This is a genomic window from Dactylosporangium salmoneum, from assembly GCF_039532525.1.
In the GTDB taxonomy this organism is placed as follows: domain Bacteria; phylum Actinomycetota; class Actinomycetes; order Mycobacteriales; family Micromonosporaceae; genus Dactylosporangium; species Dactylosporangium salmoneum.
The window spans coordinates 39,255-62,620 of record NZ_BAAARV010000083.1; the positions used below are offsets into that span (position 1 = coordinate 39,255).

27 protein-coding genes are annotated in these 23,366 nt (G+C 71.4%); 9 read left to right on the forward strand and 18 right to left on the reverse strand.

The genetic code is table 11. The features are described 5' to 3' along the window. Positions 1-24 precede the first annotated feature (24 nt). The 6 genes from ABD352_RS41555 to ABD352_RS41580 all read right to left on the reverse strand — a co-directional run bounded on the left by ABD352_RS41555 (position 25) and on the right by ABD352_RS41580 (position 4,130). Complete coding sequence (locus ABD352_RS41555; protein ID WP_007465623.1) at positions 25-126, reverse strand: 30S ribosomal protein bS22; 102 nt, start codon at positions 124-126, stop codon at positions 25-27. A gap of 108 nt (positions 127-234) precedes the next feature. Further along, positions 235-450 carry a helix-turn-helix domain-containing protein gene (locus ABD352_RS41560; RefSeq protein ID WP_033363444.1) on the reverse strand — a complete coding sequence of 72 codons (216 nt, stop codon included), beginning with the start codon at positions 448-450 and terminating at the stop codon, positions 235-237. A 115-nt stretch (positions 451-565) separates the two neighbouring features. Then, on the reverse strand, positions 566-1,750 hold the full coding sequence (locus tag ABD352_RS41565) for an ABC transporter permease (RefSeq protein ID WP_344618093.1): 1,185 nt from the start codon (positions 1,748-1,750) through the stop codon (positions 566-568). After that, positions 1,747-2,460, reverse strand: coding sequence for an ABC transporter ATP-binding protein (locus ABD352_RS41570; protein WP_425553872.1), 714 nt, complete (start codon positions 2,458-2,460; stop codon positions 1,747-1,749). Before ABD352_RS41570 ends, ABD352_RS41565 begins: the two co-directional genes overlap by 4 nt. Further along, positions 2,457-3,803: an efflux RND transporter periplasmic adaptor subunit gene (locus ABD352_RS41575; protein ID WP_344618094.1), complete on the reverse strand. Its 1,347-nt coding sequence runs from the start codon at positions 3,801-3,803 to the stop codon at positions 2,457-2,459. Before ABD352_RS41575 ends, ABD352_RS41570 begins: the two co-directional genes overlap by 4 nt. A gap of 108 nt (positions 3,804-3,911) precedes the next feature. Further along, the gene (locus tag ABD352_RS41580) at positions 3,912-4,130 is read right to left on the reverse strand and encodes a helix-turn-helix transcriptional regulator (RefSeq protein WP_344618095.1); all 219 of its coding nucleotides are present in this window, start codon (positions 4,128-4,130) and stop codon (positions 3,912-3,914) included. Between the two features lie 18 nt (positions 4,131-4,148). On the opposite strand from ABD352_RS41580, the gene ABD352_RS41585 reads away from it, so the two are divergent. Beyond that, positions 4,149-4,439: a hypothetical protein gene (locus ABD352_RS41585; protein ID WP_344618096.1), complete on the forward strand. Its 291-nt coding sequence runs from the start codon at positions 4,149-4,151 to the stop codon at positions 4,437-4,439. A gap of 36 nt (positions 4,440-4,475) precedes the next feature. On the opposite strand, the gene ABD352_RS41590 is transcribed toward ABD352_RS41585, so the two are convergent. Continuing rightward, positions 4,476-5,960 carry a basic secretory protein-like protein gene (locus tag ABD352_RS41590; protein WP_344618262.1) on the reverse strand — a complete coding sequence of 495 codons (1,485 nt, stop codon included), beginning with the start codon at positions 5,958-5,960 and terminating at the stop codon, positions 4,476-4,478. A gap of 108 nt (positions 5,961-6,068) precedes the next feature. After that, positions 6,069-6,989: a proline dehydrogenase family protein gene (locus tag ABD352_RS41595; protein WP_344618097.1), complete on the reverse strand. Its 921-nt coding sequence runs from the start codon at positions 6,987-6,989 to the stop codon at positions 6,069-6,071. Positions 6,990-7,067: 78 nt separating this feature from the next. Here ABD352_RS41595 and ABD352_RS41600 point away from each other — a divergent pair, with 78 nt between their 5' ends. Beyond that, positions 7,068-7,649, forward strand: a complete 582-nt coding sequence (locus ABD352_RS41600) for a CGNR zinc finger domain-containing protein (RefSeq protein WP_344618098.1) — start codon at positions 7,068-7,070, stop codon at positions 7,647-7,649. Between the two features lie 183 nt (positions 7,650-7,832). Then, complete coding sequence (locus tag ABD352_RS41605) at positions 7,833-8,033, forward strand: cold-shock protein (protein WP_344618099.1); 201 nt, start codon at positions 7,833-7,835, stop codon at positions 8,031-8,033. Positions 8,034-8,571: 538 nt separating this feature from the next. Here ABD352_RS41605 and ABD352_RS41610 read toward each other — a convergent pair. Continuing rightward, positions 8,572-9,375: a sugar phosphate isomerase/epimerase family protein gene (locus ABD352_RS41610; protein WP_344618100.1), complete on the reverse strand. Its 804-nt coding sequence runs from the start codon at positions 9,373-9,375 to the stop codon at positions 8,572-8,574. A gap of 40 nt (positions 9,376-9,415) precedes the next feature. Next, positions 9,416-10,345, reverse strand: coding sequence for a Ppx/GppA phosphatase family protein (locus tag ABD352_RS41615; RefSeq protein WP_344618101.1), 930 nt, complete (start codon positions 10,343-10,345; stop codon positions 9,416-9,418). A 37-nt stretch (positions 10,346-10,382) separates the two neighbouring features. Here ABD352_RS41615 and ABD352_RS41620 point away from each other — a divergent pair, with 37 nt between their 5' ends. Then, the gene (locus ABD352_RS41620) at positions 10,383-11,213 is read left to right on the forward strand and encodes a DUF3109 family protein (RefSeq protein ID WP_344618102.1); all 831 of its coding nucleotides are present in this window, start codon (positions 10,383-10,385) and stop codon (positions 11,211-11,213) included. Here ABD352_RS41620 and ABD352_RS41625 read toward each other — a convergent pair. Continuing rightward, positions 11,184-11,405, reverse strand: coding sequence for a hypothetical protein (locus tag ABD352_RS41625; protein ID WP_344618103.1), 222 nt, complete (start codon positions 11,403-11,405; stop codon positions 11,184-11,186). The two genes, ABD352_RS41620 and ABD352_RS41625, sit on opposite strands and share 30 nt — an antisense overlap. Positions 11,406-11,485: 80 nt before the next feature. Between ABD352_RS41625 and ABD352_RS41630 the strand changes: the two genes are divergently transcribed. Continuing rightward, complete coding sequence (locus ABD352_RS41630) at positions 11,486-12,118, forward strand: PilZ domain-containing protein (protein WP_344618104.1); 633 nt, start codon at positions 11,486-11,488, stop codon at positions 12,116-12,118. Positions 12,119-12,139: 21 nt separating this feature from the next. Here the strand turns inward: ABD352_RS41630 and ABD352_RS41635 are convergent, their stop codons facing one another. Together ABD352_RS41635 and ABD352_RS41640 are read right to left on the reverse strand one after the other, a co-directional pair. Beyond that, entirely contained in the window at positions 12,140-12,823 is a 684-nt protein-coding gene (locus tag ABD352_RS41635) for a winged helix-turn-helix domain-containing protein (RefSeq protein WP_344618105.1), read from the reverse strand. Positions 12,824-12,900: 77 nt separating this feature from the next. Beyond that, positions 12,901-14,022, reverse strand: a complete 1,122-nt coding sequence (locus ABD352_RS41640) for a sensor histidine kinase (RefSeq protein ID WP_344618263.1) — start codon at positions 14,020-14,022, stop codon at positions 12,901-12,903. A 131-nt stretch (positions 14,023-14,153) separates the two neighbouring features. On the opposite strand from ABD352_RS41640, the gene phoU reads away from it, so the two are divergent. After that, positions 14,154-14,813 carry a phosphate signaling complex protein PhoU gene (gene phoU / locus ABD352_RS41645; RefSeq protein WP_344618106.1) on the forward strand — a complete coding sequence of 220 codons (660 nt, stop codon included), beginning with the start codon at positions 14,154-14,156 and terminating at the stop codon, positions 14,811-14,813. Positions 14,814-14,863: 50 nt separating this feature from the next. Here phoU and ABD352_RS41650 read toward each other — a convergent pair whose 3' ends face one another. Then, a complete protein-coding gene (locus tag ABD352_RS41650; RefSeq protein WP_344618107.1) occupies positions 14,864-15,619 on the reverse strand; it encodes a phosphoglyceromutase in 756 nt (251 codons plus the stop codon). A gap of 65 nt (positions 15,620-15,684) precedes the next feature. Between ABD352_RS41650 and ABD352_RS41655 the strand changes: the two genes are divergently transcribed. The 3 genes from ABD352_RS41655 to ABD352_RS41665 are packed head-to-tail and all read left to right on the forward strand — an operon-like array spanning position 15,685 to position 18,555. Then, positions 15,685-16,920 carry an MDR family MFS transporter gene (locus ABD352_RS41655; protein WP_344618108.1) on the forward strand — a complete coding sequence of 412 codons (1,236 nt, stop codon included), beginning with the start codon at positions 15,685-15,687 and terminating at the stop codon, positions 16,918-16,920. Between the two features lie 28 nt (positions 16,921-16,948). Further along, the gene (locus ABD352_RS41660; RefSeq protein ID WP_425553875.1) at positions 16,949-18,202 is read left to right on the forward strand and encodes an MFS transporter; all 1,254 of its coding nucleotides are present in this window, start codon (positions 16,949-16,951) and stop codon (positions 18,200-18,202) included. Between the two features lie 32 nt (positions 18,203-18,234). Beyond that, positions 18,235-18,555 carry an STAS domain-containing protein gene (locus ABD352_RS41665; RefSeq protein WP_344618109.1) on the forward strand — a complete coding sequence of 107 codons (321 nt, stop codon included), beginning with the start codon at positions 18,235-18,237 and terminating at the stop codon, positions 18,553-18,555. Between the two features lie 116 nt (positions 18,556-18,671). Here ABD352_RS41665 and ABD352_RS41670 read toward each other — a convergent pair whose 3' ends face one another. The 4 genes from ABD352_RS41670 to mshA all read right to left on the reverse strand — a co-directional run bounded on the left by ABD352_RS41670 (position 18,672) and on the right by mshA (position 23,258). Further along, positions 18,672-19,667, reverse strand: a complete 996-nt coding sequence (locus tag ABD352_RS41670) for an alpha/beta hydrolase family protein (protein ID WP_344618110.1) — start codon at positions 19,665-19,667, stop codon at positions 18,672-18,674. Between the two features lie 302 nt (positions 19,668-19,969). Next, positions 19,970-21,448: a glycosyltransferase family 39 protein gene (locus tag ABD352_RS41675; protein WP_344618111.1), complete on the reverse strand. Its 1,479-nt coding sequence runs from the start codon at positions 21,446-21,448 to the stop codon at positions 19,970-19,972. A 14-nt stretch (positions 21,449-21,462) separates the two neighbouring features. Then, positions 21,463-21,960: a type III secretion system chaperone family protein gene (locus tag ABD352_RS41680; RefSeq protein WP_344618112.1), complete on the reverse strand. Its 498-nt coding sequence runs from the start codon at positions 21,958-21,960 to the stop codon at positions 21,463-21,465. Then, on the reverse strand, positions 21,957-23,258 hold the full coding sequence (gene mshA, locus ABD352_RS41685; RefSeq protein ID WP_344618113.1) for a D-inositol-3-phosphate glycosyltransferase: 1,302 nt from the start codon (positions 23,256-23,258) through the stop codon (positions 21,957-21,959). Before mshA ends, ABD352_RS41680 begins: the two co-directional genes overlap by 4 nt. Between the last annotated feature and the right edge of the window lie 108 nt (positions 23,259-23,366).

A 23,366-nucleotide genomic window follows, 5' to 3' on the forward strand; every position in this document is an offset into this window, starting at 1 on the left:
GCCACCGGATGAAGTTCAGAAACGCTACTTGCCGAGACGACGACGCTGGACGCGGGTCTTGCGCAGCAGCTTGCGGTGCTTCTTCTTGGCCATACGCTTGCGGCGCTTCTTGACCACCGAGCCCATACGAGCATCTCCTCGATACAGCGGAGCGCGTGCCATCGCTGGCACGCTGAAGACATGGTTAGCCGTTCAAGGGTAGCCGTACCGCTGCTAGATCGGAAAACGACCCCGCTAAGCGGTCTCACGGAACGCTTCGCGCAGGTACGCGTCGACCGCGTGCTCAGGGACCCGGAACGACCGACCCACGCGGACGGCGGTGAGATCGCCGGCGTGGACGAGGCGGTAGACGGTCATCTTGGACACCCGCATGAGGGTGGCCACCTCGGCGACGGTCAGGAACCTGACCTCGCCCAACCGGCCTTCGGTGGTGTGTGGCGTGCTCGACATCGCGACCTCCGACCGGCGTGCTCGCCTCGTTACTCAATCAGCGTGTTACCAGTACGGTAGCGGTACTGCTGTGACTTGCACCCCCGGTTCGTCGGAATCTTTGCCGCGGACTTGATCATTCGGTCCGCAGGGCAACCACGGGGTCGAGACGGCCCGCACGCTGGGCAGGGACGACGCCGAATACGATCCCCACCCCGGCGGAGACCCCGAAGGCGAGCGCGAGCGACCACCAGGTGATCGCCGCCGGCACCGGTGAAAGTGCCGCGACCACGAGGGCCGCCCCGACCCCGAGCGCCATCCCGATGAAGCCGCCCAGGGTGGTCAGCAGCACCGCCTCGAGCAGGAACTGCACCCCGATGTCGCGCGGCCGGGCGCCGACCGCCTTGCGCAGCCCGATCTCCTTGGTCCGCTCGCGCACGGACACGAGCATGATGTTCGAGACCCCGACCCCGCCGACCAGCAGCGAGATGCCCGCGATGGCGGCGAGCACCCCGGTCAGCACGCCCAGGATGTCGCCCAGCACGCCGAGGATCTGCTCCTGCGTCACGGCGCTGAACTGGGTGCCCGGGTGCCGGCGGGTGAGCTCGGCGATGATCCGGGCGGAGAGGTCCCCGATCTCACCGCGGTCGGGCGCCTTGACCGCGATCCCGTCGACCCGGTTGGTGCCGAGCAGGCGCTGGGCGGTCGTGATCGGCACGTGTACCTCGTTGTCGCGATCGATCCCGAGGCTCTGCCCGAGCTGCTCGAAGACGCCGACCACCCGGAACCGCACGCCGGCGATGGTCAGCTGCTGGCCGACCGCGTCCCGGTCGCCGAAGAGCTTGTGGGCCACGCCCCAGCCCAGCACGGCGACCCGGCGCTGGGTGTCGACGTCGGAGCGGGTGAGGTACGTGCCGCGGGCCAGGTGGCGCACGAAGACGTTCGGGGTCGTCTCGATGACGCCGTTGATGCTGGCGAAGGTCTCCGCGTTGCCGGCCGCCACGGTCTCCCCCGAGGCGACGGTCACCGCCACCCGGCCGCGATCGCCGACGATCTTCGACACGGCGTCGACGTCGGAGAGGTCCATGCGCGAGACCGACGGCGCCGAGCCGATGTTGACCTCACCCGGCACCACGATGAGCAGGTTGGAGCCGAGGCCCTCGACCTGCTGCTCGATCTCCTGCTTGGTGCCGGTGCCGATGGCCACGAGCACGACCACCGCGGCCACCCCGATGATCACGCCGAGCATGGTCAGCGTGCTGCGCAGCCGGTTGGCCCGCAGGGCGTCGATGGCGACCCGCCACGCCTCGGCGAGCCTCACGACCCGATCCCCGCGGCCATGCCGTCGGGCCCCTGGTGCGGCACGATCTCGCCGTCGCGCATCACGATCTGCCGATCGGCCCGCGCGGCCACCTCGCGGTCGTGCGTGACGATCACCAGCGCCACCCCCTGCTCGCGGTTGAGCGCCTCCAGCAGGGCGAGGACGGCCTGGCCGTTCTTGGTGTCGAGGTTGCCCGTCGGCTCGTCGGCCAGCAGCACCCGCGGGTCGGTGACCAGGGCCCGGGCGATGGCCACCCGCTGCTGCTCGCCGCCGGAGAGCTGGTTGGGCCGGTGGTCGAGGCGATGGCCGAGCCCGACCCGTTCGAGCATCGCCACCGCGCGGCGCCGGCGCTCGCCGGCCCGCACCCCGCGGTACACCAGCGGAAGCCCGACGTTGTCGACCGCGCTCGTGCGGGCGAGCAGGTGGAACGACTGGAAGACGAAGCCGATGACCTCGTTGCGCAGCCGGGCGAGCTCCCGCGGGTCGAGGCCGGTCACGTCCCGCCCGCCGATCAGCAGCCGGCCGGAGGTGGGCCGGTCCAGGCCGCCGAGCAGGTGCATGAGCGTCGACTTGCCCGAGCCGGAGGGCCCGATGACGGCCACGTAGTCGCCCTCGTCGATCGTGAAGCTGACCCCGCGCAGCGCCGGCACGGTGACGCCGTCCAGGGCGTACTCCCGCGTGACGTCCCGGGCGACCAACGCCGCGGTCATCCCGGCAGTTCCATGCCCTGCTGGACCTTGTCGGTGCCGCGCACCACGAGCTGGTCGCCGTCGGCCACGCCGCTGAGCACCTGGACGCGGTCCTGCCCGGAGACGCCGACGCTGACCGGCTGCTGCACCGCCTTGCCGTCGCGGACCAGCCAGACGACGTCCTTGCCGCCCACGTTGAACACCGCGGCGGCCGGCACCGTGACCGCGTCCCGGATCGAGCGCACCTGCAGGTGGGCCACGGCGTTCATGCCCGGCCGGGGCGTCGGCGCGGCCCGCCCGTCGTCGTAGCGGCCGGCCCCGAGCCGCAGCCTGGCCCGATAGGCCACGCCGCCCCGGGCCGAGGTCGTCGGCAGCACGTCGGCCGAGGTCACGGTGGCCTCGTAGGCGGCTCCCGGCGCGGCGTCGAGCTCCACCCGGGCCGTCACGCCGGGCTCGACCAGCAGTACGTCGGTCTCGTCGACCTCGGCCATCAGCCCGAGCTCCGAGACGTCGACCACGGTCAGGATGGCCGTTCCCGCCGAGACCTTTCCTCCGACGGGTACCGCGGGGTCCACCCCCGGCGGGCTGCCGCCCGTCGGCGCCGAGGTCGCGGCCGGCGCCTGTCCCCCGGTCGCCGCGCCGATGAGGTCGGTGATCGACGGGGCGCCGGCCGCCGAGGTCCCGCCCAGCTGCACCACCCCGGCCACCGGCGCCCGCAGCGTGAGCTGGTCGACGGTGGAGCGCGCCAGGTCGTAGGCGGACTGCGCCTGCGCCCGCTGGGCCGCGGTCAGCGCCGACATCGCCTGCGAGATGCTCGCCAGCCCGCGCTGGACGCTCTGGATCACGGCCCGCGCCGAGGCGGCCGCCTCCTGGTACGTGCGCTCGGCGAGGTCGATCTGGGTGGTCAGCGTCGTGCGCACCGCGGCGTCGGCGATCTGCCCGGCGGCCGTCCGCGCGTCGGCGAACGCCTTCGCGGCCGCGTCGTCGGTGCGCTTCTGCTGGGCCGAGAGGTTCTTGACCCCGACCGCGCCGCCGCCGGACCGGTTGAGCGCGTCGAGGGCGTCGCCCGCCTCCTTCAGCCGCTGCTGTGCCGAGGGCGAGTCGACGACGGCGAGCACCTGACCGGCCGCGACGGAGTCGCCCGGCTTGACGCTGAGCGTGGCCAGCGTGCCGTCGGCCGCGGCGGTGAGGGTGGCGGCGGCGCGGGCGGTGATGGTGGCCGGCGCGTCGACGACCTCGACGACGTCGGCTCGCCCGGCGGTGCCCAGCCCGATGCCGCTGTCGTGGCCGCTGCAGGAGGCGCCGGTGAGCGACACGAGGATGACGAGGGCCACGGCCGTTGTTCGCGAGGGGACGCGATGCACGCTGACAAGTTTAGATACGCCCTCTTGTCACCTCTGCCCCGGCGCTTCAACGGGCGTTGATCTTGCGCGCTTTTGATGACCAGGCGCTCCACCATCCAAGACTCGATGTCAGGCCGGGTCGCCCGTGTCCTCCGTCCGGTCAGGACGGAAGATCTGCTCGATGGTCAGGCCGAAGACGTCGGCAATGGTGAACGCCAGAGGCAGGCTGGGGTCGTACCGCTCGGTTTCGATGGCGTTGATGGCCTGCCGGGAGACCTGGCACCGGTCGGCCAGGTCGGCCTGGCTCCATCGGCGAGCTGCGCGCAGTTCGCGTAGCCGGTTCTTCACAGATGCCGCCCTTCAGCGGTGGAAGCGGATACGCAGGTCCGCGATCAGCAGCCAGATTGCCACGCCACCGAGGACGATCAGCTGCGCGAGCTGATGGAGCTGGATGATCGCCCACCTGACCGCACCGGTGCTCCAGCGCCCCTCACCCCACTACCCGCAGATCCGTTTCCTCCGATGAGCACCGGCCATCCCCGCATGACCTCGGGTGACCCAGCCGCCATCGAGGCCGGCGGCCCGACCGGTGACCGCGCTATCGCCTGCGCCGACCACATCCGGGACGGCGAGATCAGCCTGGAAAAGGCTTACTAATCGGGCATATGCCCGCACGGCTGGCGCGCTGCGCGATCAGACGTGTGCCCGCACGGCCTGCGCGCACTCCGCCTGGATGTCGGCCCAGCTCGCGCCGAAGGCCTTGGGCGCGGCATCGCTCAGCGCCATGCCCTCGCGGACGGCGAAGCCGAAGAAGTCGAGCAGCCGGTCCTCGCCGTAGTGCTCGGCCAGGTGCTGCAGGGACAGGTAGGCCACGCCGTAGCGGCCGCTCACGTCGCTCGTGGTGGCGCCGTCCGGCGGGTCGTCGAGGGCGATGCTGCCGTCCCAGTGCCCGCTGCGCACGTAGGAGCGCACGTCGGCCATGCCGTCGAAGGGCTTGTTGCCGTTGCCTTTCATGCGGACGTACTCCGCGATGCCCTCGACCAGCCACCAGGTGTGCGGGTAGGCCTTCTCGACCCCGTCCAGCGTCACGACGTGCGTGAACTCGTGGCGCAGCACGTCGAGGGCCTGCCGGGTGTCGACCCGCGCGGCGTTGACGACGATCTCGGTCGCGCTCGCGTTCAGCGGCATCGCGAAGCCGGCCACCCAGGCCGCCTGGTTGATGCCGTACCAGGACGCCCACTCGTCCGGCCCGGCCAGGTAGACCACGTACCGCGACGGCGGAGAGCCCCAGCGGGCGTACTTGTCGGTCAGCGCGGCGGCCTTCTCCGCGGCGGTCAGCATCGAGGAGAGGCGGGAGGCGTACTTCGCGGTCGTCGACACCACCACCCGCGAGCCGACGGCCGAGTGCAGGTCGCTGACCTCCCACGGCCGCGGCCCGAGCGCCTTGGCCGTGCCGAAGGACAGCAGTGTGACCGTCTTGCCGGAGACGTTCCAGCGGGTGTCCGCCTCCAGGCCCATCGGCTCGCAAGCCTGGACCACGAAGCAGTACTGCACGGCCACGGTCGCCGACGCGGTGCCCCCGGCCTCGGTCCGGACCTTGGCCTTGACCACCGGCTGCCAGACCTTGACCTGCAGCTGGCGCAGCGAGCCGAAGCGCCGGGCGAGCTCCTCGCGCAGCCCGGGCGCGGACGGGTCGACGGCGGCCAGGAAGCCGTCCTCGTCGCCCGCCAGCAGCGCCGCGGCCTGGTCGGCGAGGGCCTGGCGGATCCTGCCGTCGACGGTGGTCGGGGCCGCTCGGTGGGTCTCACCGGGGGCGGCCGGGCGGCCGTCTCGCGCGCCCGGGCCGCCGACGCCCCGGTCCCGGCCGGCGGGCAGCTCCTGGGCGGCGACGGTGGCGGCCCCCTCGTCGCGGACCGTGGTGTACGCGACGGCGGCCGGCGGCGCGAGCAGCAGGAAGGCCAGGACGCCGAACAGGGCCGCGCGCAGCGTCGTGGCGCGCCGGAGGATGGGCAGCTGCTCGCGGTGCCGTCCCGAGATGGGGGGCTGCTCGCCGTACTGCCGCAGAATGCAAGGCGGCGAGGGCCGCTCGTCGGGCTCGGGCTCGCGCTGGCGGGGAAATGCCGGGAGGCTCGCGGTGTCGTCAGATGCGCCCGCGTACCGCCGTCCATCCCCTTCCATCACCGCCGGACCGTACGTGACCCGGTCAAGGCGCCGCGTCGCCCGTACGGACGAGAACCGGCGGGATGAGCGGTTCGGGCCGGTTCCTCCCGCCGGCCAACGGCGTCGCTAGCCGCGCGAGCGCAGGGCCCTGGCCAGGAATCCGACGTTCGCGGGGCGCTCGGCCAGGCGGCGCATCATGTAGGGGTACCACTGAGTGCCGTACGGCAGGTAGACCCGCACGGTGTAGCCCGCCTGGGCGAGGCGCAGCTGCTCGTCGGGGCGCACGCCGTAGAGCATCTGGAACTCGAACTCGTCGGGGCTGCGCTCGAACCACTTGGCCCGGTCCTCGCCGATGGCCACCAGGCGGGGGTCATGGGTGGCGACCATCGGGTAGCCGGTGCCGGACATCAGCACGTTGAGGCAGCGCACGTAGGACTTGTCGACGTCCAGGCGGCCCTGGTACGCCACCGACTCGGGCTCCCGGTAGGCGCCCTTGCACAGCCGCACCCGGGACCCCTCGACGGCCAGCTCGCGGCAGTCGGCTTCGGTGCGGCGCAGGTAGGCCTGCAGGACCGCGCCCGTGGTCGGGAACTCTCCGCGCAGCCGGCCCAGCACGTCCAGCGTCGAGTCGGTGGTGGTGTGGTCCTCGGCGTCCAGCGTCACGGTGGTGCCCGCCTCGGAGGCCTTGGCGCAGATCGCGCGGACGTTCTCGTACGCGAGCTTCTCGTCGAAGACCTGGCCGAGCGCGGAGAGCTTCACGCTCACCTCGGCGGCGGGGGTCAGCTCGGCGGCGTGCAGGGCGTCGAGCAGCTTGATGTACTCGTCGCGGGTCGTCTCGGCCTGCTCGGGATTGGTGGTGTCCTCTCCCAGGTAGTCGATGGTGACGGCCAGGCCGTCGGCGGCCAGCTCGCGGGTGCGCTGTAGCGCGTCGTCCACGTGTTCCCCGGCAATGAAGCGACGCACGATGCTGCGGCTGACCGGGGCGGTTTCAACGATCCGCTCGACCCTGTGGGAGCGGGCGGCGGCGAGGATGACCGATCTGAGCATGTGCCGAGCGTAGACAGAACTGGAGACGTCCGGTGACGCCTGGTCGCCACTGTGGCATTTCTTGACTACCTTGGTCGGGTGGACTTCGACGCGTATGCGCGGACCGCCGTCGACATCGTCAACGCGCCGCTCGAAAGCATGCAGGACCTCGCCGCCCTGTTCGGCGAGGACAGTTGGCAGACCGCGGAAGCGACGGAACGCGATCTGATCGCCTTCCGGCGCGCCCGCAAGCGGCTCCGGGAGGTCTTCGAGCACGGCTCGTCCGGCCGCGACGTGGCCGCGGTCGCCGAGCTCAACGCGCTGCTCGAGGCGTATCCCATGCAGCCGCGCATCTCCGGCCACGACACCCACGACTGGCACATGCACGTGACCGGTCGCGGCTCGTCGGTCAGCTCGGAGCTGCTGGCCGGGGCGGCCTGGGGCCTGGCCGTGTGGCTCTGCGAGCACGGGAGCACCCGCTTCGGCGTCTGCGCCGACGATCGCTGCGGCAACGTGTACCTGGACACCTCGTCCAACTGCTGCCGCCGCTTCTGCTCGGAGCGCTGCGCCACCCGCTCGCACGTGGCCGCACATCGGGCCCGAAAGCGAGCTTCCCTCGCCCCAGCGGCGGTCTCCGACCTCCCGGTCGGGGACTCCGATCGGGCGGTCGTCACGGCGTAACTGCTGGAAACCACCCCGACGCTGTGAACTTCGGCATATCTTGCGTCATGTGGTTCGCTTTACCGCGCGTCCGATAAATCGGACACGCGGGGTTGGGCGATGCGGGGCCGGCCTTCGTTGGGCCGGCCCCCGACACCGGGTACGTCACCGGATCACAACGCCCTACGAAGGAGAAACAGCACCATGGCCCAGGGAACCGTGAAGTGGTTCAACGCTGAGAAGGGCTTCGGCTTCATCAGCGTCGACGGCGGCAACGACGTCTTCGTCCACTTCTCCGCAATCGTCGCGGATGGCTATCGCAGCCTCGAAGAGAACCAGCGCGTCGAATTCGAGATCAAGCAGGGTCCCAAGGGCCCCCAGGCCGAGTCCGTACGCAAGATCTGACATCGACTTCTTCGGCCCCGGCTCGCGGACCACCTCCGCGGACCGGGGCCGTGACGCTGCTGCCGCCGCCCCGCGGCTCTCGCTCGCGCCTTGCCCTGGTCCGTCGGGCCAAGGCCGCACCTCTGCACGGCTCCACGCCGCACTTGCCTGCGGCTTGGGCCTGCTCCTTCACACGGGCGCCTGACCCTGGTCCGCCGAGCCCGGGCCGCAGCTCGGCACGGCTCCACGCCGCACTTCCCTGCAGCTTGGGCCCGCTTCTCCCCACGGCTGCCTTGCGGGACGCGCCCTTCCCCGCACCTCATCAACGGCTTCGAGCCGCACGCCCTCACGGGTCCGCGGCGTGCTTCCCCACCCGCTCCTCCCCCGCGCCCTCGAGCCGCATCTCCTCGCACCGCTCCGGGCAAGGTTTGCGCGATCTGCGAAACCTCCGGGTTCGTAAGATTTCGCCTGTCGGGGTATAAGTCCGATAAGTCGTGGCGCGCCAGCGCCCGACTTATCGCGCAAAACCGGACGAGCGTCCGGACGAGCAGGCCAGGACTCAGACGACCGGGGACGGCGTAGCCAGGTGCTGACGGGCGAAGCGCAGCGACTCGGCCAGGTCGGCCTCCCGCTCGGCCCGGCTGCCGGCCTTCCGCGTGCCCACCTCCACCGCCACGGAGCCGGTGAAGCCCCGGGCGTCCAGCGAGGCCAGCAGCTTGGCGCAGGGCTGGGTGCCCCGCCCCGGCACCAGGTGCTCGTCGCGCCCCTTGCCCGTGCCGTCGCCCAGGTGGACGTGGGCCAGGTTGCCGGCCATGGTGTCGGCCAGGGCGATGGCGTCCGTGCGAGACGCGGCGCAGTGCGACAGGTCAAGGGTGTAGGCGTCGAAGCCGGTCTCGGTGGGGTCCCAGCTCGGCGCGTACGGGACGAACTCGCGGCCCACTCCGCGCAGCGGGAACATGTTCTCCACGGCGAAACGGATGGCCGGAAACTGCCGGCCGAGGCGCAGGAGGCCGGACTGGAAGGTCCGGGCGTAATCGCGCTGCCAGGCGAACGGCGGGTGCACGACCACCGTCGTGGCGCCCAGCGTGTCGGCGAGCTCGGCCGCGCGCCGGAGGCGCTCCCACGGGTCGGGGCTCCACACGCGCTGCGTCACCATGAGACATGGCGCATGCACGGAGAGCACCGGCACGTCGTAGTGGCGGGAGAGACCGACCAACGCGCCGGAGTCCTGGCTCACGGCGTCCGACCACACCATGACCTCGACGCCGTCGTAGCCGAGCGCGGCGGCCATCTCGAAGCCGGCCGCGGTCGGCTCCGGGAAGACCGAGGAGGTGGACAACAGGACCGGAACTTGACGACTCACACCACCAGGCTAGCCCGACCCAGGTAGCGTCTCCTGTCGATCAACGCGACTCCAGCACTTCCAGACGGCGAAGAATCACTCCTTCGCGCAGGGCCCAGGGGCAGATCTGCACCTCGTCGATGCCGAGTATCCGCATGGTCGCGTCGGCCACCACGGCGCCCGCGAGGATCTGGTGGGCGCGGCCCGGGCTGACGCCGTCGATCTCGGCCAGGCCGGCCGACGGGATGCGCCGGATGAAGGAGAGCACCTGGTGAAGGCCGGTGCGGGTGAGCCGGCGCGGGGCCCGGGGGCCAGCGTTGGAGGGGGCCGCGCCGGCGAGGCGGGCCAGGGTACGGAAGGTCTTCGAGGTGGCCACCGGGCGGTCCCAGCCGCTCTTGAGCAGCCGCTCGGCCGTGCGGGCCACCTCGGCCTCGGCGTGCTCGCGCAGAGCCTCGACCGAGGCCGCGCTCGCCGGGTCGCCGGCGAGGCGCTCGCGGGTCAGGCGGCCGGCTCCCAGCGGTACCGAAAGCGCCACATCCGGCTCCTCGTCTATCCCGGCCGCCAGTTCGAGGGATCCGCCGCCGATGTCCATCACGAGCAGGCGCCCCGCCGACCAGCCGAACCATCGCCGCACGGCCAGGAACGTCATGATGGCCTCGGCCTCGCCGGAGAGCACCTGCAGGTCGACGCCGGTCTCCTCGCGGACCCGCCGCAGCACGCGGGCCGAGTTCTTGGCGTCGCGCACGGCCGAGGTGGCGAAGGCGAGCAGGTCGTCGGTCTCCAGCCGCTCGGCGGCGGCGCGGGCCTGTGCGACGGCGGCGACCAGGCTGTCGGCGCCCGCCTTGGTCAGGTTGCCGTCCCGGCCGATGCGCTCGGCCAGGCGCAGCTCCGCCTTCTGGGAGTGGGCCGGCCACGGATGTGCGCCGGGGTGCGCGTCCACCACCAGCAGATGAACGGTGTTGGAGCCTACATCGAGCACGCCGAGTCGCATGCGTAAACCGTAACGGCGAGGGCGTAGCCTTGGTCCAATGAACATCCACGTCGAGGTCGAAGTCGATGAGACAGACGACCCGCGCAGCCTCGAGGTCGACCTTGACTTCCCGCGCGAGTGGCTCGAGTTCGCCGACCCGGCCGACGAGGACCACCTGATCCGCGCCGACCTGACGTGGCTGTTGTCCAACTGGACCTGCATCTACGGGCGCGGGTGCCACGGGATCATCGAGGGGCGGGCCGAAGAGGGCTGCTGCTCGCACGGCGCCTTCTTCACCGACGACGACGACCAGCAGCGCGTGCGCGCCGCGGTCAAGAAGCTGACGCCGGAGCACTGGCAGTACTACCGCCGGGGTTTCAAGCGGTGGACCGAGAACGACACGATCGACGGCAAGAGCCAGGCTTTGCGCACGGCCACCCGGCCCGGCGGGGGCTGCGTGTTCCAGAACGACCCCGGCTTCCCCGGCGGGGGCGGCTGCGCGCTGCACGGGCAGGCCCTGCGTGACGGCGTGCATCCGCTGGAGTACAAGCCGGACGTGTGCTGGCAGCTGCCGGTGCGCCGGGAGCAGGACTGGCGCAAGCGCTCCGACGGCACCAAGGTACTGGTCTCGACGCTCGGCGAGTTCGACCGGCGGGGCTGGGGCGAGGGCGGGCACGACCTGCACTGGTGGTGCACCTCGTCGCCGGAGGCGCACGTCGGGGACAAGCGGATGTATCAGGAGTACGAGCCGGAGCTGACCGAGCTGATCGGCAAGGCGGCCTACGCCCGGCTGGCCGAGCTGTGCGCCGCCCGGGCCGCCCAGGGCCTGGTCGCCCCGCACCCCGCCACCACCGCGGCGCTAAAGCTCATCCCCATCCGGCCCATCTGATCGCGACTGCGAGCGGCGGGCCCGGGCGACGAGGGAGTAGCCCACCGCCGTCAGCGACAGGCCGATCAGGATGCTCGGCAGGACGTCCGGCCAGCCGCCCTTGGCGACCGCCGTGTACGTCGAACTGGCCGCCAGCAGCAGGCCGACGACCATCAGGAGTGTGCCGGCCGGGCCGGTGTTGAAGCTGCGCACCAGGAAAAACGCTACGGCAGCCGGGCGTGTCGTGCGGCAGGAGTTCTCAAGTCTCGCCCGGGTGAGCCGAACGTGCGGGCGTGACCAGCCTGCCCGCGATCAACGCCCTGGTCGACGTGGTGCTGATGGACGGCGAGGCCTATCAGTCCCGGGTCGAGGATGTCAGCGGCAAGCGCCTGACCGTTGCCGCCCCCTTCGGCGTGAGCTCCGCGGACGTGCCCAAGCTCGGCGCGTCGATGGAGCTGGCCTGGGTGGCGGGCGACCGGCGGCAGGCGGTCGACGTGAAGCTCGTCGAGCTGGGCCGCGAGCAGCCGCCGCGCTGGCTGCTGGAGGCGGTCGGGTCGATCCGGCTGCAGACCCGGCGCAACTACGTGCGCGGTGGGGGCGGCGAGCGGGTCGAGGTCACGATGGGCGGCACCACGTACTCGGGTCGGGTCATCGACCTCTCCGAGGGCGGGGTGCGCTGCCGGATGCTCGAGGACCGCTTCGACCGCGACGACCGCGTGGAGGTGCGGGTCTCGCTCGAAGAGCAGGTGATCACGCTGAACGGTTCCGTGCTGTTCGTCCGCCGTGACCCGGAGCACGCCACCTACGACGTGATCATCACGTACGAGACGAGCGAGCTGATCGGGCGCGCGATCCGCGGCTACGTCCTGCGCCGCGAGATGGAGGAACGCAGGCGCAACCGCGAATCGGTCGCCAATGCCGGCTGAGCGCCGTGCTGCTCGTGAGTCCTACGGCTCGAACTTGTAGCCCAGGCCGCGGACCGTGACGATGTACCGCGGCGCCGAGGGCTCCGGCTCGATCTTCGAGCGCAGCCGCTTGACGTGCACGTCGAGGGTCTTGGTGTCGCCCACGTAGTCGGCGCCCCACACGCGGTCGATGAGCTGGCCGCGGGTCAGCACCCGGCCCGCGTTGCGCAGCAGCAGCTCGAGCAGCTCGAATTCCTTGAGCGGCAGCTGTACCGAATCCCCCGCCACGGTCACCACGTGCCGGTCGACGTCCATGCGGACCGGGCCGGCCGACAGCGTCGGCGGTGCGAGCTCGCCGACCGCGTCGACCTGGCGGCGCAGCACCGCGCGGATGCGGGCGACCAGCTCGCGCGGCGAGTACGGCTTGGTGACGTAGTCGTCGGCGCCGATCTCCAGGCCGACCACCTTGTCGATCTCGCTGTCCCGCGCGGTGATCATGATGATCGGCACGTTGGACTTCTGCCGCATCTGCCGGCACACCTCGGTGCCGGACATCTCGGGCAGCATGAGGTCGAGCAGGACGATGTCCGCGCCGGTGCGGTCGAACTCGGTCAGGGCCTCGGTGCCGGTCGCGGCGATGGAGACCTCGAAGCCCTCGCGACGGAGCATGTACGACAACGGGTCCGAGATCGACTCTTCGTCCTCGACCACGAGTACGCGCGCCAACGTGCTGTCCTTTCGTAGCTGCCGGGGAGCCGCACTGCGCTGCGAACCGCGGGGTGGAGATTGCTGTTGCATAACGATCATGAGGCCCCTCCGATCTCAACTGACGGCGGTATCGCCAACGCTGCGTCCGTCGGACGCGAAGGCAGCCGCAACGTGAACGTCGAGCCAACTCCTACCGTGCTGGTCACCGTCACGCGACCGCCGTGGTTGGTCGCGATGTGCTTGACGATCGCGAGGCCCAGCCCGGTGCCGCCGGTGGCCCGGGAACGGGCGCGGTCCGCCCGGTAGAAGCGCTCGAAGATGCGGTCGATGTCGCGCGGCTCGATGCCGATGCCCTGGTCGGCCACGGCGATCTCGACGTACCCGTTGTCCTCGCTGGTGGTGACCGTGACCGTCGTGCGCTCCGGGGAGTACGCGATGGCGTTCTCCACCAGGTTGGCCACCGCCGTGACCAGCTGGTTCTCGTTGCCGTACACGGTCAGCCCGCGCACGCCCTGGAAGCGCAGCTCGATCTCCTTGGCCGAGGCGGGGGTCTTGCCCCGGTCGAGCACCTCGGCGGTGATCTTGTCGACGTCGACCGGCTCCGGCTCGGGCAGCGGCTCCGCGCCCTGCAGCCGGGAGAGCTCCAGCAGCTCGGAGACGAGCCGGCCGAGCCGCGTCGACTCGTGCTTGATGCGCTCGGCGAACCGGATCGCGGCGGCCGGGTCCTTGTCCGTGGCGTCCAGGAGCGCCTCGGCCAGCAGCTGCAGCGCGCCGACCGGGGTCTTGAGCTCGTGGCTCACGTTGGCGACGAAGTCCCGCCGTACCCGCGCCACCCGGTGGGCCTCGGTCACGTCGGCCGCCTCGATCGCCACCCGGCCGGAGTCGAGCGCGACCGCGCGGACGTTGACCCCGAGCGGTTCGCCGTGCGTCAGGCGGGGCAGGTCCAACTCGACGACCCGGGTGATGCCGGTGCGCCGCACCTGGCCGGCGAGGGTCCGCACGATCGTGTGCGCCTCCTCGGTCGCGGCCGCGCCGCCGGCCTGCCGCTGCCGGACAAGGCCCATCTCCCGCGCGGCCGCGTTGGCCAGCACGGGCTTGTCGAGCTCATCGAGCACGAGCACACCGACCTGCAGCGCGTCGAGCACCTCGGTCATCGCCGGGCCCTCGGCCTTTGGCTGCCGGAACTTCCAATCCACGCTCCGATGGTAGGAGACCAGTTACCGCATCCAGCGCGCACGAAGGTACGAATCGGGCTCACGACGTCCAGTGTTCACCCTGCTGGCCGCGTTTGTTCATCGGCGCAGGGCGCTAAGGGCCATACGGTGACGTACACAACGATTGGAGCACTATGCGCGACGAATACCGGTCCGACCTCCTGCAGGTCAACAAGCTGCTGGTGTGGATGGCCGACGCGGTCCGCTCGGCCATGAGCCGCGCCACCAACGCCCTGCTCAACGCCGACCAGACCGACGCCGAGGAGGTCATCGCCCGCGACGCCGAGGTCAATGCCCTCTACCGGCTGGTCGAGGACAAGGTGTACGACCTGTGCGCCCGGCAGGCCCCGGTCGCCTCCGACCTGCGGCTGGTGCTGACCGCCCTGCACCTGGCGGCCGACCTCGAGCGGATGGGCGACCTGGCCGACCACGTGGCCAAGACGGCGCTGCGCCGCCACCCGGCCCACGCCGTGCCGGAGCCGCTGGTCGCCACGTTCGAGCAGATGGGCGCGGTGGCCGACCGGATCGCCGGCAAGATCTCCAGCGCCATCTCCAACCTGGACGTGGTCGCCGCCGCCCAGCTCGAACGCGACGACGACGCCATGGACCAGTTGCACAACGACCTGTTCGGGATCATGTTCGGCCCGAAGTGGACCGAGGAGACCGAGGCCGCCGTCGACTCGGCGCTGCTCGGGCGCTTCTACGAGCGCTACGCCGACCACGCCGTCAATGCCGGCCGGCACGTCGTGTTCCTCGTCACGGGCGAGGCCCTGGAGTCCCGCGCCGCCCAGTAATGCCTCGGGGGGAGGGGCCGCCGGCCCCTCCCCCCGCATGCGAACCGTTGTTACTTGCGACCCTGGTTGGCCACGGCCTCGGCGGCCTCCTTGGCCGCCTGCGGGTCGAGGTACGTGCCGCCGGCCGTGATCGGCTTGAGGTCGGCGTCGAGGTCGTAGCGCAGCGGGATGCCCGTCGGGATGTTGAGCTTGGCGATCGCCTCGTCGGAGATGCCGTCGAGGTGCTTCACCAGCGCCCGCAGCGAGTTGCCGTGCGCGGCGACCAGGACCGTCTTGCCGTTCAGCAGCTGCGGCACGATCTGGTCGTACCAGTACGGCAGCATCCGAGCCACGACGTCCTTGAGGCACTCGGTCTTCGGGCGCAGCTCCGGGGGCAGCGCCGCGTAACGCGCGTCGCCCGCCTGCGACCACTCGTCGTCGTCGGCGATGGCCGGCGGGGGCGTGTCGTAGGAGCGGCGCCAGAGCATGAACTGCTCCTCGCCGAACTCGTCCAGCGTCTGCTTCTTGTTCTTGCCCTGCAGGGCGCCGTAGTGGCGCTCGTTGAGCCGCCAGGTGCGCTGGACCGGGATCCAGTGGCGGTCGGCCGTGTGCAGGGCGATCTCGCTGGTACGGATGGCACGGCGCAGCACTGACGTGTGCACCACATCCGGCAGGAGACCGGACTCACGGATCAGCTCGCCGCCCCGACGGGCCTCGGCCTCTCCTTGGGCGCTGAGGTCCACGTCGACCCAGCCGGTGAACAGGTTCTTGGCGTTCCACTCGCTCTCACCGTGCCGCAAGAGCACCAGTGTCCCGACTTCGCTCATGAACTCATCCTCCCGTACCGAATCCCTTCGACATCACACGGCTCCTGCTGTAAGGATGCAAGACCGTGTCAGGCATTACGGGGAGACAACGGCTGCCCAGCCAGTTCTGGGTGTTGTGGACAGCCACGCTGATCAATCGGGCCGGCGGCTTCGTCATCCTGTTCCTGACGATCTACCTGACCACCCGCCGCGGCTTCAGCGAGTCGGCGGCCGGCCTCGTGATCGGCCTCTACGGCGTCGGCGGCGCGCTCGGCGTCACCGTGGGCGGCCACCTCGCCGACCGCTGGGGCCGCCGCCCGGCCGCGCTGCTCGCGCTCGGCTCGTCCTCGGTGGTCATGGTCGGCCTCGGCCTGGCCCGCGCGCCGCTGACCATCATGGCCGCCGCCCTTCTGCTCGGCGCGGCCACCGAGACGGCCCGCCCGGCGCTCGGCGCGATGGTCACCGACCTGGTACCCGGCAAGGACCGGATGCGGGCGTTCAGCACGTACTACTGGGCGATCAACCTGGGCTTCGCGGTCTCCGCCGTGGTGGCCGGGTTCGCCGCCCAGGCCGGGTACTTCGCGCTCTTCGCCGGCGACGCCGCCACCACCGCGGCCGCCGCGCTGCTGGTCGCGTGGCGGGTGAAGGAGACCCGCCCGGAGGTGGTGGCCGGGCCGGAGCCGGAGCGGGGTAGCTTCCGGGCGGTACTGAGGGACCGCGTCTTCGTCGGCTTCGTCGCCTGCAACCTGCTGGTGGCCCTGGTGATCCTCCAGCACGCGTCCATGCTGCCGCTGGCGATGATCTCCGACGGCCTCTCCAGCCGCACCTTCGGCCTGGTGATCGCCCTCAACGGCGTGCTCATCGTGGCCGGCCAGATGGCGGTGAGCCGGATGCTGGCCAACCGCCGGGCCGCCTACGTCCTGCCGCTGTCCGCCCTGATCATCGGCATCGGCTTCGGCCTCGTCGCCTTCGCCCACTCGCCGCTGGCCTACGCGGGGACGGTCGTGGTGTGGACGGCCGGCGAGATGCTCAACGCCCCGTCCAACGCGGCCCTGCTGGCCGGCCTCTCCCCCGTCTCGATGCGCGGCCGCTACCAGGGCGCCTTCGGCCTGTCCTGGCAGTTGGCGTCGTTCCTGGCGCCCACGCTCGGCGGCGCCGTGCGCGACCACGCCGGCGACGCCGGCAACACCGTGCTGTGGCTGGGCTGCCTCGCTGTCGGCGCGGTCGCCGGCGCCTGGAGCCTGCTCGCCGCGCCGGCCCGCGACCGGCGGTTGGGAACCGCGTCCGCGGCCGAGAACGACCTGGATAAGATCAAACTGTAAAGATGCTTAACTAAAAAGGACGGTTCTCGTGCGCAACTGGTACCGAGCCACGATCGGGGGCCTCCCCCGGCTCTACTGGTACCTCTGGTCCGGCATGCTCATCAACCGCGTCGGCGGCTTCGTCGCGCTGGTCCTCTCCCTCTACCTGACCTCCGACCGCCACCTGACCCTGTCCGTCGCCGGCCTGGTCGGCGGCTCCTACGGCATCGGCGGCATCGCCGGCGTCCTGCTCGGCGGCGTGCTGGCCGACCGCTGGGGCCGCCGTCCGACGCTGCTGCTGGCCCACTTCGGCGCGGTCGTGATGCTGGCCGGCCTGGCCCTGGCCGAGCCGATCTGGCTCATCGCCGCGCTGGCCGCCCTGCTCGGCCTGATGCACGCGATGCCGGGCCCGGCGTTCGTGGCCGCCATCGTCGACGTGACCCCGGCCGCCGACCGCAGCCGCGCCTTCAACCTGCAGTTCTGGGCGTTCAACCTCGGGATGGCGGTGGCCTCGGTACTGGCCGGAGCCCTCGCCGAGATGAGCTTCACACTGCTCTTCGCCGTGGACGCGAGCGCGACGCTCGTCACAGCCGTGCTCATCCTGTGGAAGATCCCGGAGACCCGCCCGGCCGCGCGCACGGCGTCGGCGTCGGCGTCGGCGTCGGCGTCGGCGAAGCCTTCCGGCGGCCTGCACACGGCGCTGACCGACCGCGCCTACATGCTCTTCGTGGCCCTGTCGCTGCTGCTGGCGATCCTGTCCACGCAGACCTCGACCATCCTGCCGCTGGCGATCACCGCCGACGGGCTGCGGCCGTCCGTCTACGGCTCGGTCGTCGCGTACGCCGCCCTGCTCATCGTCGTCGGCCAGCTCTTCGTGCCGCGCCTGATCGACCGCTGGCGCAAGGGCACCGCGCTCGCCGTCGCCAACGTCTTCCTCGGCCTGGGCTTCGCCGCCGTCTCGCTGGCCGACGGCGTGGGCGGCTACCTGGCCGCGGCCACCATCTGGACGGTCGGCTCGATGATCGCCGCGCCGCCGAACGCCGCCGTCATCGCCGAGCTCTCGCCGGAGGCGCTGCGGGGGCGGTACCAGAGCGTGTTCTACCTGACCTTCCCGGCCGCGAGCTTCATCGCGCCGGCCGCGGGCGGGGTCAGCCTGCAGTACCTCGGTGATTGGCACTGGGTCGTCTGCGGAGCCCTCGGCCTGCTGGCCGCGGCCGGCCACCTGCTGATCCAGCCGGCCCGCGAGCGCCGGGTGGCCAGGCAACTGGAGGCGGAAAGGTTTGCCGTGCCCGTGGCCGGGTAGTGACGGCCCTCCAGCACTGGAGGAGGCGGCAGTTGGACGGCTTGTCGGCGACCCTGGAGGCCACGCGCCCGGACACGGTGGTCATCCGCCTGGCCGGTGAGCTCGACCTGGCCACCCGCGAGCAGGTGACCGAGGCCGTGCGGGCCGTGCTGCCCGCCTTCCGCCCCGACGCTCTCGTCCTGGACCTCGACCAGGTCACGCTGCTGGACTCGGCCGGGATCGGCGCGCTGGTGAGCTGCTGGAAACTGGCCAACGGGGCCGGCTGCACCCTGCGCCTGCGCAACCCTCGTCCGCTCGCCTACGCCCAGCTGGAGCTGACCGGCCTGCTGGATGTCTTCGCCCTGCGGCGGTGATTTGGGCGAAATGTCGGGCGCTGTCGCGCCACGACGTCGCTGACATTTCGCCTGCCGGGTTATGAGTCCGATGAGTCGTGGCGGGCCAGCGCCCGACTTATCGGACTTCGCCGCATTCAGAGCGTGCCGTCGTACTTGGCGGCGTTGGGGGCGGTCGCGTCGGAGCGCAGGCGGGAGCGGGCGGCCGCGTCGCCGTACAGGCTGTAGCGGAACAGGTCGAGCATGGTCTTCGAGACCGCCGTGGCGGCCGGCGTGGAACCCCACAGCGAGGCGCCGTGGTCGCCGCCGAGGAGGGTCAGGAAGCCCTTCGGCCACGTGCAGCTGTCGTAGAGGGACTTTCCGCTGCTGTACGGCACGGTGGTGTCCGCGTCGCCGTGGATGAACAGCACCGGGGTGGCCGCGCCGGTGAACTTGCCGCCCATGGAGCCGCCCGAGACGATGACCGCGCCCTTCAGCCGGGCGTCGCGGGTCGAGCCCGAGAGCAGGCCGGCGGTGGTGTAGCCGCCCGCGGAGTGGCCGGCGGCGCCGACGTGGGCGGTGTCGATCCGGCCGGCCAGGACCGAGCCGGACTGGGTGTCCTGCTTCAGGACCTCGGTAATGACGGCGGAGGCGTCGGCCGGCTGGTTGGCCATGTCGTTCTGGTTGAACGGGTCGGCCTTGTCGTTGGTGAACGGGTACGCCGGGGCCGCCACGACGAAGCCGGCGGCGGCGATCTTCTGGGTCACGCCGGCGTAGCCCTCCGGCGAGCCGTGCAGGCCGTGGCTCCACAGGACCAGGGGGAAGCGGCCGGAGGACTTCGGGTACCAGACCACGGTGCGCAGCGTCCGGCCCGCCCGCGTGAAGGTGAACTGCGCGCTCGCCACCGCGAACGTCTGGGTCGGCGCCTTGCCCGCGGACGCGGCCGCTGCCGAGGTCTTGGCGGCGGTGGGCGACGCGGTCGCGCCGGCCGCGCCGAGGGCGCCGACACCGCCGTCGTCCGCAGGGGACTCGGAGGAAGCCGAGGACGGCGACGAGGAATCGAGGGCCTCGGGGGAACCGTTTGCGGCCTTGTCGCCACAGGCGGCGAGCGACGTCAGCAGAATGGCGGCGGCAAAGAGACGCGCAATGCGCATGCGAGGAAATTACGGCCATCGAGCATGATGCGTCTTTACGGCCGGCTTAAGTTTCGCGAGAACTCGCACCGGCGGCAGCGGGTGACGTGCACCCCCAGTCCACGGCACCCGCTCTGTGCCGCCGGTTGCAGTGACGCGCCCCGCCCGGACACGTCACTGCGAGTGGGCCTTTCGGCCCGGAACACCCCCGTCGCTCCCCAACTTCAGGAATCGCCGGATCCGTAGACGACGTTACGCGGCGGCCGAATACCTCGCCAAGTGAACGGGCTGTCGGCTCGCTCACACACTTGAAATAATTGAAATCAATCGAAATGCTGGGCCTTCGGCCACAGCTCAGCCCAGGTCAGCTTGCGGTCGCGGCAGACGAAGACGCGAGCTGTTTGCTCTTCGTTGTCAACGCCGTAACCGTTGTCGAGCTTCGCCTTGACCTCGCACGAGCCGAATGCCGGATTGCCGACCGGGCCGTTGCCCTCGGTGACCCACACGACGACCGTCACCGACTCGGGCGGCGGGCCGAGGTACCACAGCTCGTTCTGTCCACTGTAGACGTCAGGCAGGCCTAACGGCTTGCCGTAGCGGTCCAGGGCGCCGGCCTCGCCGTAGTTGCCCGTGAACAGGATCGTGTTCGCCTTGTCCTCGGCCGGCAGGGCGTCGTACACCTCCTTGACCTGAGCCACATAGCGCGGCCAGCCGATCTCGTCGGCGATGCCGATGTTGATCCCGGGGATCGGGGTCTTGCCGATCACGTCGATCGGCAGCACCGGCAGGGAGGTGAGCACCGCGACGCCGCAGTTGACCACCGCCGCCCCGACGAGCAGGCCACGCCGCGCCCGGCTCCCGGCGATCCAGCGCGCGGCCGGCACGGCGCCGATGGCGAACAGGGCGGCCAGGAGGCCGAAGCTGTAGTACGGCTGGCCGGCGACGACGAAGAGCAGCACGATCATCAGCGGGTACGCGACGGCGAACGCGCGGATCGGGCGCAGCTCCGGCCGGCGCAGCAGCGTCACGATCCCGGCGACCCAGACCGGGACGAAGAACGGGCCGAGCCACAGCAACTGCAGGGGCAGGAGCGTGATGCGCGCGTCGTCGCCCTTGTTCTGGGCCAGGGCGTGGGCCATGGACAGCTGCGGGAAGTCGTTGGCGATCTGGTACAGCAGGTTGGGCAGGCCGACGACGACCGCGATCCCCGCGCCGGCCCACAGCCACTTCGAGGCCAGCACGCGCCGCGGCCCGACGAGCAGCAGCCCGGCGCCGAACGTGGCCAGGAGCAGGATCACCAGGTGCTTGTTGTAGAGCGCGAGGCCGGCGATCAGACCGGCCCACATGAAGTACTTCGGCAGATCGCCCAGCAGCGCGCGCATCAGGCACCAGATGACCAGCAGCCACATGACGAGGTCGGGCCCCGCGGTGATCGTGATGTGCGCGGCCGTCAACGGGAAGGTGGTCAGCACCCCCGCCGCGGCGAGGGTCTGCGCGGCCCGGCCGCCGCCGGCCTCGCGGGCGATCAGGGCCAGCAGGACGGCGGCCGCGACGAGGAAGACCAGCCCGGGGATGCGGATCGCCCAGACGGTGTCGCCGAACACGGCGATGCAGGCCCGGACCATGAGCGGGGTGAACGGCGGCTGGTCGACGTAGCCCCACTTCGGGTGCGCGCCGACCATGCGGAAGTACAGCTCGTCGCGGTGGTAGTCGTACCGGCCGATGGTGAGCAGCAATGCCAGCGCCGCCCCGCCGGCGACCGCGCCGACGGGCTTCCATGCGAGTGGGGATCGCTCGATCACACCCGCGAATGTAGCTAGGCCGGTCGATTCACGAACTCGGTGAATGCCCTGAGATTGTCCAGGGGCTCGCCGCGCTTGACCCGCCACTCCCACTCGCGGCGGATCGCCGAGCCGAAGCCGATCTCGAGCATCGGGTCGAAACTTTCGTCGGCGTACGTCAGGACCGCCCCCAGCAGCCGATCGAGCTCGTCCTCGGTGACGGCGTGCAGGGGCAGGCGGCCGACCAGGTACACGTCGCCGTTGGTGTCGACGCTGAAGGCGACGCCGTACATGCGGGCGTTGCGCTGCAGCAGCCACTCCCACAGCGCCTCGCGGTTCTCGTCGGGGTGGCGCATGACGAAGGCCTCGACGCGCAGCGCGTGCTCGCCGACGATGAGGTTGCAGTTGGTCTTCTGCTTGTGGGTGCCCGGCAGCGTCACCACGTAGGAGTGCTCGCCGGTGGTGTCCCACGGGATCTCCCGCTCGGCCGCGACCCGCTCGATGAGCGCCGAGACCTCCGCACGCGCGCTCATGCCGCCACCGCCTGCCGGTGGTACTCCAGCGCGTCGCGGTAGGCGGCGAGCAGGCCGCTGGCCGTGTGGGCCCAGGAGAACTCGCGGGCGTGGCGCACCGCGCCGAGCGACAGGGCGGCCCGCCGGGCCGGCTCGGCCAGCAGCGGGCCGAGCACCGCGGCCCAGTCGGCCGGGCGGTGGGTGTCGACCAGCATCCCGGACACGCCGTCGCGCACCGCGGTGACCAGGCCGCCGACGGAGGCCGCCACGACCGGCGTGCCGCACGCCTGTGCCTCGATGGCGACGAGCCCGAACGACTCGTTGTAGCTGGGCACGGCGACGAGGTCCGCCGCCCGGAACAGCTCGGCCAGCGACTCGCGGGACTGCGGCGGCAGGAACCGTACGATGTCGGCGATGCCGAGGTCGCGGGCCAGGTCCATGAGCGCGGTCGGCCGGTCCAGGCCGGAGCCGCTGGGGCCGCCGCAGATCACCACCAGCAGCTTCGGGTCGCGGGCGTACAGCTCGGCAGCGGCCCGCAGCAGGATGTCCGGGGCCTTGAGCGGCTGGATGCGCCCGGCGAAGGCGACGACGTGCGCGTCGGCGGGCAGGCCGAAGTGCTCCCGGGCGGCGCGCTTGCGGTGCGGGCGGGGGGCGAACCGCTCGAGATCGACGCCGGGCGGGACCACGCTCACCTTGCGGGGCTCCGCGGAGTACAGGTCGATGAGTTCCTCCGCCTCGGCGGGCGTGTTCGCCACCAGGCCGTCGGCCGCGGCCACCACCTGCTCCTCGCCGATCACGCGGGCGATGGGCTCGGGCTTGTCCCCGTCGGCCAGCAGCTGGTTCTTGACCTTGGCCAGGGTGTGCGCGGTGTGCACCAGGGGCACCCCCCAGCGGTCCTTGGCCAGCCAGCCCACCTGGCCGGAGAGCCAGTAGTGGGAGTGGACCAGGTCGTACCACCCGGACGGCCGGGCCGCCTCCGCGCGCAGCACGCCGCCGGTGAACGCGCACAGCTGCGCCGGCAGGTCCTCCTTGGCCAGCCCCTCGAACGGCCCGGCGATCACGTGCCGGACCAGCACGCCGGGCGCCATCTCGACCTGCGGGGGCAGCTCGCTGGTGGTGGCCCGGGTGAAGATCTCCACCTCGACGCCGGCCCGCGCCAGCCGCTCGGCCACCTCGACGATGTACACGTTCATACCCCCGGCGTCGCCGGTGCCCGGCTGGTCCAGCGGCGAGGTGTGCACCGAGAGCGTGGCGACGCGTCTGGGAAGGGAACGGCGGGACGGCGGGGTATGGCCATGCAGCGAGTCAACCCGCGCCACGTCCTGCTCCTGTCTGTTGCCGACTGGTTACATCCTCCCAACCGTCCATGTTCCCTCGCAGGCGGCCGTCTACCCACCGTTGCGTTGGTCACTGCGTTCCGGGCAACT

What these genes read in the sequence shown, in the direction of transcription:
- ABD352_RS41650 (WP_344618107.1), bottom strand. Translation starts at nt 15,619, where the DNA reads ATGAGCGAAGTCGGGACACTGGTGCTCTTGCGGCACGGTGAGAGCGAG.
- ABD352_RS41605 (WP_344618099.1), top strand. Translation starts at nt 7,833, where the DNA reads ATGGCCCAGGGAACCGTGAAGTGGTTCAACGCTGAGAAGGGCTTCGGC.
- ABD352_RS41560 (WP_033363444.1), bottom strand. Translation starts at nt 450, where the DNA reads ATGTCGAGCACGCCACACACCACCGAAGGCCGGTTGGGCGAGGTCAGG.
- ABD352_RS41595 (WP_344618097.1), bottom strand. Translation starts at nt 6,989, where the DNA reads ATGCTCAGATCGGTCATCCTCGCCGCCGCCCGCTCCCACAGGGTCGAG.
- ABD352_RS41620 (WP_344618102.1), top strand. Translation starts at nt 10,383, where the DNA reads ATGAACATCCACGTCGAGGTCGAAGTCGATGAGACAGACGACCCGCGC.
- ABD352_RS41570 (WP_425553872.1), bottom strand. Translation starts at nt 2,460, where the DNA reads ATGACCGCGGCGTTGGTCGCCCGGGACGTCACGCGGGAGTACGCCCTG.
- ABD352_RS41590 (WP_344618262.1), bottom strand. Translation starts at nt 5,960, where the DNA reads ATGGAAGGGGATGGACGGCGGTACGCGGGCGCATCTGACGACACCGCG.
- ABD352_RS41615 (WP_344618101.1), bottom strand. Translation starts at nt 10,345, where the DNA reads ATGCGACTCGGCGTGCTCGATGTAGGCTCCAACACCGTTCATCTGCTG.
- ABD352_RS41670 (WP_344618110.1), bottom strand. Translation starts at nt 19,667, where the DNA reads ATGCGCATTGCGCGTCTCTTTGCCGCCGCCATTCTGCTGACGTCGCTC.
- ABD352_RS41555 (WP_007465623.1), bottom strand. Translation starts at nt 126, where the DNA reads ATGGGCTCGGTGGTCAAGAAGCGCCGCAAGCGTATGGCCAAGAAGAAG.
- ABD352_RS41680 (WP_344618112.1), bottom strand. Translation starts at nt 21,960, where the DNA reads ATGAGCGCGCGTGCGGAGGTCTCGGCGCTCATCGAGCGGGTCGCGGCC.
- phoU (WP_344618106.1), top strand. Translation starts at nt 14,154, where the DNA reads ATGCGCGACGAATACCGGTCCGACCTCCTGCAGGTCAACAAGCTGCTG.